This is a genomic window from Tardiphaga sp. 813_E8_N1_3, from assembly GCF_051811025.1.
Lineage (GTDB): Bacteria > Pseudomonadota > Alphaproteobacteria > Rhizobiales > Xanthobacteraceae > Tardiphaga.
Map to the genome: position 1 here is coordinate 4,085,629 of NZ_JBPWQE010000001.1, position 13,322 is coordinate 4,098,950.

Sequence of the window (13,322 nt, forward strand, 5' to 3'; positions counted from 1 at the left end):
GCGCAGCATTCATGCCAGGGAACACCTTGGTTCTGCAAGAATTCTCCCTCCCTCGCCGGATTAGAGAATGACTCCCTCCGGCCTTGTGCCGTAGGTTGCGCGGGCTATGCGCTGGTTCCATCTGCGCAGGCCCGACGCAGGAGACTTCGACACCATGACCCGCCTGGAAATGACGCGCCGCACGGCACTGCTGACCTCCGCCGCCATTGCCGCCAATGTCGCGAACCCGCTGCGCGCCTTCGCGCAGGAAACGCCCCGCAAGGGCGGCGTGTTCAATGTCCATTACGGTGCAGAACAGCGTCAGCTCAACCCCAGCATTCAGGCCTCCACCGGCGTCTACATTATCGGCGGCAAGATCCAGGAAGCGTTGGTCGATCTCGACGCCAATGGTCAGCCGGTCGGCGTGCTCGCGGAGAGCTGGGAATCCACACCAGACGGCAAGACCATCACCTTCAAGTTGCGCAAGGGCGTGACCTGGCATGACGGCAAGCCATTCACCTCGGCCGACGTCCAATTCACTGCCATGAACATGTGGAAGAAGATCCTCAATTACGGATCGACCCTGCAGCTCTTCCTCACGGCCGTCGACACGCCCGACGCGCAGACCGCGATCTTCAAATATGAGCGCCCGATGCCGCTCGGCCTGCTGCTGCGCGCGCTGCCGGACCTCGGCTATATCTCCGCCAAGCACCTCTATGAGGGCAGCAGCGACATCCGCCAGAACCCCACCAACCTCGCGCCCGTCGGCACCGGCCCGTTCAAGTTCGTCAAATACGAGCGCGGCCAATACATCATCGCCGAGCGCAACGAGAACTACTGGCGTCCGAATGCGCCCTATCTCGATCGCATCGTCTGGAAAGTCGTCACCGACCGCGCAGCCGCGGCGGCGCAGATGGAAGCCGGCGACATCCAGTACAGCCCGTTCACGGGTCTCACGATTTCCGACACGGCACGGCTCAGCAAGGACAAGCGCTTCATCGTCTCCACCAAGGGCAATGAAGGCAACGCGCGCACCAACACCATCGAGTTCAACTTCCGCCGCAAGGAGCTGGCGGATATCCGCGTGCGCCGCGCCATCGCGCATGCGATCAATGTGCCGTTCTTCATCGAGAACTTCCTCGGCGACTTCGCCAAGCTCGGCACCGGCCCGATCCCCTCGGTCTCCACCGACTTCTATCCGGGTCCGGATACGCCGCAATATCCCTACGACAAGAAGAAGGCGATCGCGCTGCTCGACGAGGCCGGCTTCAAACCGGGTGCCGGAGGCACCCGGTTCTCGCTGCGTCTCCTGCCCGCTCCCTGGGGCGAGGACATCTCGCTGTGGGCGACCTTCATCCAGCAGTCGCTGGGCGAAGTCGGCATTCCCGTCGAGATCGTCCGCAACGATGGCGGTGGCTTCCTGAAGCAGGTCTATGACGACCACGCCTTCGACCTCTCAACCGGCTGGCACCAGTATCGCAACGATCCCGCCGTCTCGACCACGGTCTGGTATCGCTCGGGCCAGCCGAAGGGCGCGCCCTGGACCAATCAGTGGGACTGGAAGAACGAGGCCATCGACAAGGTGATCGACGACGCGGCCACCGAGATCGATCCGGTCAAGCGCAAGGCGCTCTATGCGACCTTCGTCAAGGAAGCCAACACCGAACTGCCGGTGTGGATGCCGATCGAGCAGATCTTCGTCACGGTGATCACAGCCAAGGCGCGTAACCATTCCAACACGCCGCGCTGGGGATCGTCGAGCTGGCACGATCTTTGGCTTTCCGCCTGAGCCAAACTTCGCCACAATAGCCAGATGCGCATCCTGAGCCTTGCGGGGCGGCGGCTCGCCGCCTCGATCCCGACCCTGTTTCTGATTCTTATTGGCGTGTTCCTGCTGCTGCAATTCGCACCGGGAGACACCGTCGATGCCATGATGGCGCAGATGGGCGGCGGCGATGCCGCAACGGCCCACGAGCTGCGCAAATTCTACGGCCTCGACCTCTCGATTCCGATGCAGCTCGGCAACTATCTGTGGCGGCTGATCCGGCTCGATCTAGGCTTCTCCTCGATCTACGGCAAGCCGGTTTCCACCGTCATTCTCGAGCGGCTGCCGCCGACGATCCTCTTGATGACCGCATCGCTGTCCTTCGCTTTTTTCTTCGGCCTGCTGCTCGGCGTCGTCGCCGCGCGCGGCGTCAATCGCTGGCCGGACACGCTGATCTCCACACTCGGCCTCGTCTTCTATGCGACGCCGTCCTTCTGGTTCGGCCTGATGGCCATCGTGGTGTTTTCGATCTATCTGCAGTGGTTGCCGGCTGGCGGCTTCGAGGACATCGGTGCCGTACAGGCCGGATTTGGTCGTACCATCGACATCGCGCTGCATCTGATCCTGCCGACACTCACGCTGGGCCTGATCTTCCTCGCCATCTATTTGCGCATCATGCGCGCCTCGATGCTGGAAGTGCTCAATCTCGATTTCGTACGCACCGCGCGCGCCAAAGGCCTCGACGAGACCCGCGTGGTGGTGAAACACGTGCTACGCAACGCCCTGCTGCCGATGGTGACACTGATCGGCCTGCAGGCCGGCACCATGCTCGGCGGCTCGGTCGTGGTGGAGAGTGTGTTCTCCCTCCCGGGCCTCGGACGTCTCGCCTACGAGTCCGTCGTGCAGCGCGATCTGAACACGCTGCTCGGCATCGTCTTCGTCTCGGCGCTGCTGGTGATCCTCGTCAACTTCCTCGTCGACCTTCTCTATGCCCGGCTCGACCCGCGCATCCAAGCGGAGGGCTGACGATGGATGCCGTAAAACGCTATTTCCGCAGCCCGGCCGCCGTCGTCGGCCTCCTGCTGTTGCTGGTGGTCATCGTCATGGCCATCACCGCGAGCTGGATCTATCCGCGCGATCCGCTGGCGCTGGCCGGGCGGCCGCTGATCTGGCCGTTCTCCAATCCGCGCTTTCTGCTCGGCACCGATAATTCCGGCCGCGATATCGCCGCGCAGATTTTCTACGGCGCGCGCATCTCGCTGTTGATCGGCGGCGTGGCGACGCTGATCGCCGTCGTTATCGGTGTGCTGATCGGCGCCTTTGCCGGCTATTATGGCGGTTGGGTCGATACGGTGCTGATGCGCATCACCGAAGCCTTCCAGACGCTGCCGAATTTCGTGCTGTTGCTGGTGCTCGTCGCCGTGTTCGGCTCCACCATCACCACCGTGACCATCGCGGTCGGCATTGTGTCATGGCCGGCGCCGGCACGGCTGACACGCGCAGAATTCCTGTCGCTACGCAGCCGCGAATTCGTGCAGGCCGGACGCACACTGGGGATGAAAGACATTCAATTGATCCTTGGTGAGATCCTGCCCAATGCGCTGCCGCCGGTGATCGTCTATGCCAGCGTGGTGATGGCCGTCTCGATCCTGCTGGAAAGCGCGCTGGCTTTCCTGCGGCTGTCCGATCCCAATGTCGCGTCATGGGGCAATCTGATCGGCCTCGGCCGCGACGTGCTGCGCGTACAGTGGTACGTCTCCGCGATCCCCGGCATCGCCATCCTGCTCACCGTGCTCGCGGTGTCGCTGGTTGGCCAGGGCCTCAATGACGCGCTCAATCCGAGACTGAAGAGCCGATGAGCGCCGTGGACAATCCGATCCTCACCGTCGACGGCCTCCGCGTAAAGCTGCCGAAAGGCGCCGACCGCTCGCACGCGCTGAACGGCGTCTCAATGGCGATCGCTGCTAACGAAATCGTCTGCGTGGTCGGCGAGAGCGGCTCCGGCAAGTCTGTCATGGCCAATGCCATCATGCGGCTATTGCCCGGCGAAGTCGCCATCGATGGCGGCCGTGTGCTGTTCGAGGGCAAGGACCTCGCCAGCGCCAGCAATACCGAGATGCGCAAGGTGCGCGGCGCCGGGATCGCGATGATCTTCCAGGAGCCGATGACGGCACTTAATCCGCTGCGCACCATCGGCGACCAGATCGGCGAGATGTTCGAGATCCATACCGAGCTCTCGAAGGCCGACATCAAGGCACGCGTGCTGGCTTTGCTGCAGGATGTGCACATTCCCGATCCCGCGCAAGCCGCGCGTGCCTATCCGCACGAACTCTCCGGCGGCCAGCGCCAGCGCGCGATGATCGCCATGGCGCTGGCGCTCGATCCGCGTCTGCTGATCGCCGACGAGCCGACCACCGCGCTCGACGTCACCACGCAGGCGCAGATCCTCAAGCTGATCAAGGAACTGCAGAGCCGCAGGAACACCGCGGTGCTGTTCATCACTCACGATTTCGGCGTGGTTGCAGAGATTGCCGACAGGGTCGTGGTGATGCAGCACGGCAATGTGGTCGAACAGGGCGCGGTGAAGGACGTGCTGACCAATCCGCAGCATCCCTATACGCAGCAACTGATTGCCGCGGTGCCACCGCTGACGGCGCCGCCGCCACGCAGCCTGTCCGACGACATCATCCTGACGCTCGACAACGTCTCGAAGACCTATCGCAACGGCGGCTTTCTCGGACGCGGCGTGCGCGTGACCCATGCGGTGAAGTCCGTCTCCCTGAAACTGCCGCGTGGTGCGACGCTGGGCATTGTCGGCGAGTCAGGTTCGGGCAAATCGACACTGGCCCGCTGTATCATCAGGCTGATCGATCCCGATGGAGGATCCATCGTGCTGGAAGGCAAGGACTGGGCGAAGCTCTCCCGTGACGAGGTCCGCCGCGAGACCAGACATATCCAGATGGTGTTTCAGGACCCGTTCGCCTCGCTGAACCCGCGCCGCAAGGCCGGCGATCTCGTGGCGCAAGGTCCCATCGTCCATGGCATGCCACGCGCCGAGGCGATGGCGCAAGCGAAGGAACTGTTCAGGCTGGTAGGCCTAGATCCCTCGGCCATCGATCGTTTCCCGCACGAATTTTCCGGCGGCCAGCGCCAGCGCATCGGCCTTGCGCGTGCACTGGCGTTGAAGCCGGACGTGCTGGTGGCGGATGAAGCTGTCTCCGCGCTCGACGTCTCCGTGCAGGCGCAGGTGCTGAAGATGCTGCACGAGTTGCGCGAGCGGCTCGGGCTCTCCATCGTCTTCATCACGCATGATCTGCGCGTTGCCGCGCAAATCTGCGATCTCGTGGCCGTGATGAAGGACGGCGAAGTCGTCGAGCACGGGCTGGCCGGCGAGGTGTTCGGTAATCCGCAGCACGCCTATACGCAGGCGCTGCTGGCCTCGATCCCCGGCGGCGATTTTGCGCGGAGCAGAACGCCGGTGACGGCTTAAGCCATCTCCTTCGCATCGCGCCGCCGATAGACCAGCAGCATGAAGGGGGCGAGCAGGCGCATCAGCCCGTGCGCTGCGATCGGGACCGGTTCGGAAAACGGCAGCGCCAGCTCGCTCTCTGGCACGCCGCGCACCACCTTCGAGAATTCATCGCCGAGCGCCACCGACAGCGCGACGCCGCGGCCGTTGCAGCCGGTCCAGCCATAGGCATTGGGCCCGAGTCTGTGCATACGCGGCAGGAAATCCGTGGTCATGCCGACATAACCGTTCCAGACATAGTCGAACTGGACATCGCCGATCTGCGGCCACAGCCGTTTCAACCGCTCGGCGACCATGACTTTCAGCCGCTCCGTCTTGTCGCCGAGCCCGACCACATTGCCGCCGGTGACCAGACGATTGCGCGCGTCGTAACGCGCGAAATACAGCTCGCCATGGGTATCGGACATGGACTGACGACCGGGGATGATGGTCTTGCGTGCCTCGTCCGACAGCGGCTGTGTCGCCATCTGCCATGACAGCACCGGCATCACTTCACTCGCGATGCCGGGCGAGAGTTGTTTGGAGAACTCCCCGGTATAGGCATTGGTGGCAACGATCAGGCTGCGCGCGCTGACCTGCCCGTTCTTCGTCTTGACGATCCAGCGATCGCCCTTGCGCTCATAACTCTCTACCGGCGAGCGCGCATAGATGCGACCGCGCTGCTCCAGCACCACGCGCGCAAGACCGCGCGCCAGTGCCAGCGGATTGATATGGCCGCCGGTCTTGTTCCAGAAGCCGCCGAACCACGCATCCGATCCGAGCAGCCCGCGCATCTGCTCGCGCGACAGCAACTCCACCGGCGCGCCGTGTTTGGACCATTGCCGCACGCGGCGCTCGGCGATCTTGATGCGGCCCGGCGAATGCACCGGCTGGATCCAGCCGTTCTGCTCGGCCTCGGCCTGGATCTGATAGCGGCGCGTGAGATCGAACAGGATCGAGGCGCTGTCACGGATCAGACCGACGAGACGTTCGCCGGCCGCGCCATAACGCTTAATGATATCTTCGGGATCAGGCCGCGACAGCGTCGGGATCACCTGACCGTTGTTGCGCCCCGACGCGCCCCAGCCCGGCTCCATCGCCTCGACAACCGCAACATCCACGCCAGCCTCGCGCAGATGTAGCGCCGTTGAGAGCCCCGTGAAACCGCCACCGATCACGACCACATCAGCTTCGACAGGACCTTTCAGCTCGGGCAGGTCTGGCCCCGGAGGCGTGACGCCGGCCCAGAGCGACTTCGGCCAGGGCACATTTGCGGTATCCATCATCACGCCTTTCTGCAGCATCAATCATGCCTTGCGCCGCGCAACCGAACATAACCGTTCTCTTGCGGCACCCCTGTATTCTGCATAGTTTACGCGCCTGATCCATTGCAAGGTAATGAGCACGTGACGCTGAAAAACATCGTTGGAATCGACCACGCCGTGGTCGTCGTCAAGGACCTCGACGCTGCCGCCGCGAACTGGAAGTCGCTCGGCTTTACGGTGTCGCCGCGCGGCACCCACAGCGCCAAGATGGGCTCCGGCAATTACACCATGATGCTCGGCCCGGATTATGTGGAGCTGCTCGGCGTACTCAACGAGACCGAGCACAATGCGCCGACGCGGGCGTTTCTCGCCAGGCGCGGCGACGGCATCGAGCGCATCGCCTTCACCACCACCGACGCGACCGTCGGCGCCGAGGAAATCCGCGCACGCGGCTACACGCCGATCGGCCCGACCGATTTCGAACGTCCGGTGACGATGCCGGACGGCACGCTGAGCGCGGCGAAATTCGCCACCTATCAGTGGCCTTATGAGGAAGCCCCCGGCGGCCTCCGCATCTTCGCCTGCCAGCACAAGACCCGCGAGACCGTGTGGATTCCCGAGCTGCAGGTGCATGCCAACACGGCCAAGCGCCTGAAGAAGGTGTTCATCGTCACGCCGGAGCCGGAGAAGGACGCTCAGCATATGGCGAAGCTGATCGACGGCGCGGTGAAGACAGAGACCGACGGTGCCGTGACCGTGCCATCGGGCGGTGACCGCGCGGACTTCGTGTTCGTCACCAAGGACGTGCTTGCGAAACACTTCCCTGGCACATCGCTCGCCGGCATTCCCGACCGCGGCGGCATTTCGCTGGTGTTCGGCGTGGCGGACATTGCAGCAGCCGAGAAAGCTGTGGGTTCAGCCGGCGGCCGCAGCGACGTCGGCGTCGTCGTGCCGCCGAGCAAGGGCAACGGCGTGCTGCTGACGTTTGTGAAGGATTGATCTCCACTCGTCATTCCGGGGCGCGAGCGCCACTTAGCGGTCGCGAACCCGGAATCTCGTAGTGCTAAGTCACCTATAGCACCAAGCCATATCGGGATTCCGGGTTCGCGTTCGGAAGACCGAACGCGCCCCGGAATGACAGTGAGGGTGGCTACTACGCCTTCCCCTTCTCACCCAGATCCCAGAACAGCCCCGCCATGATGTTCAGCGCTTCTTCCGTCACCGGCAGGAGAATGTGTTCATCGGGTGCGTGCTGCGAGCAGCCGGGATAGGAATGCGGCACCCACACGGTGGGAAGCCCCAGAATATCCGTGAACACGTCATTCGGCAGCGAGCCGCCGAAATTCGGCAGCAGCGCCGGCGCGCTACCCGTGGTCTTGCGAACGGATTCGACGGCCCAGCCCACCCATGGATTGTCGATATCGGTGCGCGAAGCCGAGAAATATTGCGACTGGCTCACCTTGATATCAGCGAAGCCGTTTTCAGCGAGATGCTTCTGAATGGCGGGTACGACATTCTCGATATCGGTGCCGACGACGAAGCGCAGCTGCAGCACCGCGCTTGCCTTGCCGGGAATGGCATTGGCGGGATTGTTGATATTGCCGGCATTGATCGCCAGCACTTCCAGCGTGTTCCAGGCATAGAGCCGTTCCGCCGGCGACAATCCGTCTTCGCCCCAGTTCTCGGACAAAGCGGGTTCATCGGCGGATGGCGCGACGATCACATCCGCCAGCGCCGCGCGCACCTGATTGGAAATGCGCGGCGGCTTCAGTGCATCGAGCAGGATACGGCCGTTCCTGTCGACCAGCGTCGCGATCGCCGACGCGAGGATCGTCGCTGAATTCGCGAGTAGCCCACCCCAATTGCCAGAATGATGCGCGCCGTCACGCAGTTCGATATCGAGATGGATGCGGCGGCCGCCACGGCAGCCGAGAAAAATCGTCGGCCGCTCGGCCGAGAGACGGGGGCCGTCGGAGGCGAGAAACAGGTCGGCCTTCAGCTCGTCGCGATGCGCATCACAGATTGTCGGAAGATCGGGCGAGCCGATCTCTTCCCCCATCTCGATGATGAACTTCACATTAAAACCAAGCTTGCCGCCACGCGCCTCATGCACCGCGCGGAGAGCCGCGATGTTGATCGCGTGCTGCCCTTTGTTGTCAGCGGTGCCGCGGCCATAGACGCGCTGGCCAACCGTCGTGCAGCACCATGGATCGAGACCGTCGCGCCACTCGCCTTCCATACCGCCGACCACATCGCCGTGGCCATACATCAGCACGGTCGGCAGATCCGCGCTCTCGCGATAGTCGGCGAACAGACACGGTCCCTTGCCGCTCGGTGACCGGACCAGCTTGGTCTTGAAGCCGAGCGCCGTGAAGGTCGGCGTCAATTCCTGTTCGAGATAGGCGCGCAGATCATCGGCGCGCTTGTCGCTTTGGCTCTCGGTCTTATAGCCCACCATACGATCGAGCGTGGCAAGGAAGTCACCCGAGGTGAATTGCGCGTTGACCCGCGCGATGGCATCCGCCCGCGTCATATCAGAGCGACGCCATCACAGCTTCGGCCTCGGTGAGGAGGCGATCTGCGTTCGCTTCGGTAAACACCAGCGGCGGGCGGACCTTGAGCACGTTCGCATGAGGGCCGGTGGCCGAGATGAGCACGCGGCGCGCGCGGAGACCATTGACCACAGCCGACGCGGCGGCGGCATCCGGCTCCTTGGTGCTGCGATCCTTCACGAGTTCAACGCCCACATAGAGGCCCGAACCACGGACGTCGCCGATCTGCTCATATTTCTTTGCCAGCGCATGGAAGCCGTCCCGCAGGATCTTGCCGACACGGAGCGAATTCTCGACGAGCTTCTCGTCGCGAATGACATTCAGCACAGCCTGTGCGGCCGCCATCGCGACGGTGTTGCCGCCGAACGTATTGAAATAGCGGTTATCGCGGCCGAATTTCTCGACGATCTCCGGCAGCATCACGGCAGCAGCAACGGGGTAGCCGTTGCCCATCGGCTTGCCCATGGTGATGATATCCGGCGTGACGCCGTGACGCTGATAACCCCAGAGCTTTTCACCGCTGCGGCCGAAGCCGGACTGCACTTCATCGGCGATGAACACGCCGCCGGCCTTGTGCACGACATCGAGCACCGGCTTCAGCACGTCGGTCGGGTGCGAGAAGATGCCATCTGACGAGAACATCGAATCCGCGATGAAGGCAGCAACGCCGGCACCGCGGCGCTGCAGGTCGACGATCTGCTCGGAAACCTTCTCGGCCATCCATGCGCCGATCTTCTCAGGCGCAATGCGATAGGAATCCGGCGCGGGGACGCGGCGCACGAAGGTGCCGAGCGGCGAATACGGCCCGAGCGACGGCGAGAAGCCGGCGGTCAGCTCCGAATTGCCGTGATAGGCCTCCTCGGTGATGATGATGCCCTGATTGCCGGTGTGATGCTTGGCCATGCGGACAGCGAGATCATTGGCTTCCGAGCCGGTGCAGGTGAACATCGCATGGCGCTTCGGCCCATCGAACGTGCCGAGCAGGTCCTCGGCGTAATCGAGAATGCCCTTCTGGATGTAACGCGTATGGGTGCAGATGGTCTGCGCCTGCTGCGTGATCGCATCGACGACGCGCGGATGGCAGTGGCCGACCGACACCACATTATTATAGGCGTCGAGATACTCGTTGCCCTCTGAATCATAGAGCAGCACGCCCTTGGCGCGCGCGACCTCGACGGGGTCGCTGTAAAACAGACGATAGGCCGGGCCGAGCAGATCGCTGCGTCGCGCGACGAGCTTGCGGCTCTCTTCGGTGAGGCCGGTTGCCGTGGCGGGGTCGAAGCCGTTGACCATCTTGCCGCGCGGGGCGCTGGTGACTGCGGTCATGTTCTTGTTTCCTCTGGAAGCAGGGTCGGATGTGGCGAAGATTATCTGGCGAAGTCGATCAACTGATCGGAGATCTCGTCCATCGAGCGGGCGATGAACCAGTCCATCTGCACCCAGGTCTGCTCATTGTTGCGCAGGACATAGGCGGCGACGGACGGCACCCGGTTGGCCATGGCCGTGGACAGCAGCAGGCGCGTCGCCAAACGGGAGAAGATCAGATGCGGAATGAGGCTGAGTTCTTCCGCGGTCAGATCGGCGATGGAGAGATAGCCTTTGAGGAGATCGCGACCATCGGCAAAGACATCGCCGTTCATCGCGACGGGGAGCTGGTTGAGCATCGCCGTCGAGGCATCGATGGCGATCGCCGTGCGCACCGTATCGCCAAAATCGATGATGCCGCTGACGAAACCCGGCAGCGACGCATCGACGACAATGTTGGAGCGGGTGAAATCATTGTGCAGCACCTGCATTCGGCACTGTTTGAGCCGGGTTTCGATGGCGGCGAAGCGCTCCAGTGCAGCCTCGACCTTGTGGCGCTGTGCGGCATCGGTGATTTCCGCCAGCAGATCGCGCAGCGTCAGCAGGTTCTTCACGTCCCATGCGACAACCCGGGAATCCGACGGATGGCTGAAATCGGCCAGTGCGAGGCGGAGTCGCGCCAGCAGCTTGCCGATTTCCGCCCGACCGGAGGCCGTGGATGGCACCTCGCTCAAAGGCTGGCCTTCGAGATAGGACATCATCCGCACCTGCCGGCGCTGGCCGGCGCGGTCGAGATAGTTGAAATGCCGCTCGCCCTTGTCGTTCAGAATGACGCGCGGCACCGGCAGATCGGGCGCACGCGCCGCGACGTGATCAAGCACCTGCACCTGCAGATCAATCTCGGGAATATCTTCGATGGGGTTCGCAACCTTCAGGATAAAGCGCGGCCCGCTTGTCGGCGCGATCCGGAACGTATCGTCCTTCTCGGTGGCAAAGCGTGTCGGCCGGCCTTCGATGCCAAAACGCTCGCGGGCGAGGTCGACGGCCTCATCATCCGTCATATTTATATACGATGCCGCGAGTCCGCCCTGCATTGCACCCGGACGCGCGGAAGGCTCAAATGTCACCTGAACTGATCCATCTCGATTCGGAACCCGGCATATCACAGCCGGTACGCGCGACCATAGCAACGCTGTTCCCGCTTGTCAGGGCGTCCGCGCGGATGTGGGCATTTTCGACGAATTAAGCCCGTATTTTCTGCCTTTGCTGCCCATTTGGGCACGGATTCCGCAGAAGCCACTTCGCATACGCGCCGCATCGATCCGTGCGACGCCATCTACGCCTATGGCGCTGGCTGGCCGGCGATACAGCGGACAACGGCGTAAGCGCCGTTGGGCGTGGCCTTGGCTATTTGCCCTTGACGGCACCAGGCCGCACATCGCTGATCGGCACACAGCTCTTCTTGCGACGCTGGTTGTTGGGCGCACCTTGCACCTTCAGCACCTTGCCCGTCGAACACGAACCGTTGTCGACGAACACGGTCGCATACGGATCCATCATCAGAGGTTCGAAGGAGAGAAATTTCTGCGCGAAACACGGCTGGGCGACGGCCGTCAGGAACAGTCCAAGTAGAATAGTACGCACGACGATTATCTCACATAGATGACGAGACCGCCGATTATCACCAGGGCCGCGATCGCAAGAATATGGGCGCATGCAATCGAAACCGCTTCGACGGCGGAACCGACCTTTTGCCTGAGCTTCGACTCCTTGAATCGGAGCATAGGCATGCGAGACGCCACTTGCGCCTTGAAACGAGAGTCAGTCAATGAGCAGTCCCCAAATGCCGGCGCAAGATGTGTCCCACTTTGCCAGCAAGCAAAGACTTGCGGTCAAATGAGGCGACAGTGAGTCAGGGCAACAGCCGACAATGATCGCCGGGATTCGCCGGTCAGTTGGATTCCATGATCCATGCCCTGCCCGCTTGCGCGACGGACGGCGCCACGTCGCGGCCGCAGAACTCCGCAGCGCGCTCGAATTGCTCCTGAATTTCCGATGTTACCACCCCATTGGCGGCATCGAGTTCCCGCAGCGAGATGGTCGATGTAAAGGTTCCGGCAAAACAGCTGCAGAACTTTTTGGAATCGCTCGAAGGTTTGTTCGGCCGCTTGCGAAAGTGGTTCGAACAGCTTGTTTCCAGATTGTTCGCCATCTGATCGATTTCGTTCGCATAGATCGGCGACGCGATCACGGTGGCAAGCGCCAGTATAAATGTAGTTTGTCTCATAGTGCGATCATAACCTCGGTACTCCAGCAACGCATCGTCACTCTCGCGTCATCCTCAGGTTCCACGGGAGAAAGCTCGTGCTCACGCGCCTGTGTTCGGTATTCCGACATTCTGGCTTGAATTGTTGCAATTGTGACGGTTGAACGAATGAGCCGCATTGGCGATGTTCGCAAATGGGGCGGATGCCGAAAGTGATTGTGATTCTGGCGATCTGCGGTCTGAGCGCCGCATTATTCGCTTATTCAATCGGTTCTCTGCTACTCGACGATCTCGGCATTTCCAGCAGACATGTCAGGTCGATAACGCTACACTGTCCGGGATTGATTGCGCTGTTGCTTGCGCTCGAATTCCTGAGCACCAACTGGACCACGCCGTTGCAGGATAGCGGCATGCCCCATAGGGACGCCTTCATGGACAAGATCGCTCCGCATAAAGTCACGAAGGCCGATATCGTCTTCTCAGTCGGCCGCGGCCTCGTGATGGCCGCAGCCATCATCGGCGCCACATATTTCCTTGGAAGCTGGTATCTCGGCGGCAGCGACCTGGAATCGATCTATCAGACTGAAAGCTATAACGACACCTCCACGACACCGCGAAGCGAACATGCGACTGCGCCCGGTACGACGGAGGAAGCGACACAGTAAGACACTGCGCGCCTCCC

12 protein-coding genes are annotated in these 13,322 nt (G+C 62.4%); 6 read left to right on the forward strand and 6 right to left on the reverse strand.

Translation table 11 applies throughout. The annotated features are described in order from the left end of the window. Positions 1–154: 154 nt before the first annotated feature. Genes AB8A33_RS19280 through AB8A33_RS19295 form a run of 4 tightly spaced genes read left to right on the forward strand, consistent with a single transcriptional unit; the run spans position 155 to position 5,234 of the window. Positions 155–1,768, forward strand: a complete 1,614-nt coding sequence (locus AB8A33_RS19280) for an ABC transporter substrate-binding protein (protein ID WP_439094190.1) — start codon at positions 155–157, stop codon at positions 1,766–1,768. 24 nt (positions 1,769–1,792) lie between these two features. Then, positions 1,793–2,770, forward strand: a complete 978-nt coding sequence (locus AB8A33_RS19285) for an ABC transporter permease (RefSeq protein WP_439094191.1) — start codon at positions 1,793–1,795, stop codon at positions 2,768–2,770. A gap of 2 nt (positions 2,771–2,772) precedes the next feature. After that, positions 2,773–3,603: an ABC transporter permease gene (locus tag AB8A33_RS19290; RefSeq protein WP_439094192.1), complete on the forward strand. Its 831-nt coding sequence runs from the start codon at positions 2,773–2,775 to the stop codon at positions 3,601–3,603. Next, positions 3,600–5,234 carry an ABC transporter ATP-binding protein gene (locus tag AB8A33_RS19295; protein ID WP_439094193.1) on the forward strand — a complete coding sequence of 545 codons (1,635 nt, stop codon included), beginning with the start codon at positions 3,600–3,602 and terminating at the stop codon, positions 5,232–5,234. Before AB8A33_RS19290 ends, AB8A33_RS19295 begins: the two co-directional genes overlap by 4 nt. Here AB8A33_RS19295 and AB8A33_RS19300 read toward each other — a convergent pair. Continuing rightward, entirely contained in the window at positions 5,231–6,535 is a 1,305-nt protein-coding gene (locus AB8A33_RS19300) for an NAD(P)/FAD-dependent oxidoreductase (RefSeq protein WP_439095982.1), read from the reverse strand. The two genes, AB8A33_RS19295 and AB8A33_RS19300, sit on opposite strands and share 4 nt — an antisense overlap. 123 nt (positions 6,536–6,658) lie before the next feature. Between AB8A33_RS19300 and AB8A33_RS19305 the strand changes: the two genes are divergently transcribed. Beyond that, a complete protein-coding gene (locus tag AB8A33_RS19305; RefSeq protein WP_439094194.1) occupies positions 6,659–7,516 on the forward strand; it encodes a VOC family protein in 858 nt (285 codons plus the stop codon). A 154-nt stretch (positions 7,517–7,670) separates the two neighbouring features. Here AB8A33_RS19305 and AB8A33_RS19310 read toward each other — a convergent pair whose 3' ends face one another. From AB8A33_RS19310 to AB8A33_RS19330, 5 genes are all read right to left on the reverse strand, one after another. Continuing rightward, entirely contained in the window at positions 7,671–9,050 is a 1,380-nt protein-coding gene (locus AB8A33_RS19310; RefSeq protein ID WP_439094195.1) for a M20 family metallopeptidase, read from the reverse strand. A 1-nt stretch (position 9,051) separates the two neighbouring features. Continuing rightward, complete coding sequence (locus tag AB8A33_RS19315; protein WP_439094196.1) at positions 9,052–10,395, reverse strand: aspartate aminotransferase family protein; 1,344 nt, start codon at positions 10,393–10,395, stop codon at positions 9,052–9,054. A gap of 41 nt (positions 10,396–10,436) precedes the next feature. Next, the gene (locus AB8A33_RS19320; RefSeq protein WP_439094197.1) at positions 10,437–11,435 is read right to left on the reverse strand and encodes a phosphotransferase; all 999 of its coding nucleotides are present in this window, start codon (positions 11,433–11,435) and stop codon (positions 10,437–10,439) included. A gap of 346 nt (positions 11,436–11,781) precedes the next feature. After that, positions 11,782–12,018 (reverse strand): DUF6719 family protein, encoded by a 237-nt coding sequence (locus AB8A33_RS19325; protein ID WP_439094198.1) that lies wholly within the window; start codon positions 12,016–12,018, stop codon positions 11,782–11,784. 307 nt (positions 12,019–12,325) lie between these two features. Beyond that, complete coding sequence (locus AB8A33_RS19330; RefSeq protein ID WP_141137206.1) at positions 12,326–12,586, reverse strand: hypothetical protein; 261 nt, start codon at positions 12,584–12,586, stop codon at positions 12,326–12,328. A gap of 257 nt (positions 12,587–12,843) precedes the next feature. Between AB8A33_RS19330 and AB8A33_RS19335 the strand changes: the two genes are divergently transcribed. Beyond that, on the forward strand, positions 12,844–13,305 hold the full coding sequence (locus tag AB8A33_RS19335) for a hypothetical protein (RefSeq protein ID WP_439094199.1): 462 nt from the start codon (positions 12,844–12,846) through the stop codon (positions 13,303–13,305). The last annotated feature ends 17 nt before the right edge of the window (positions 13,306–13,322 follow it).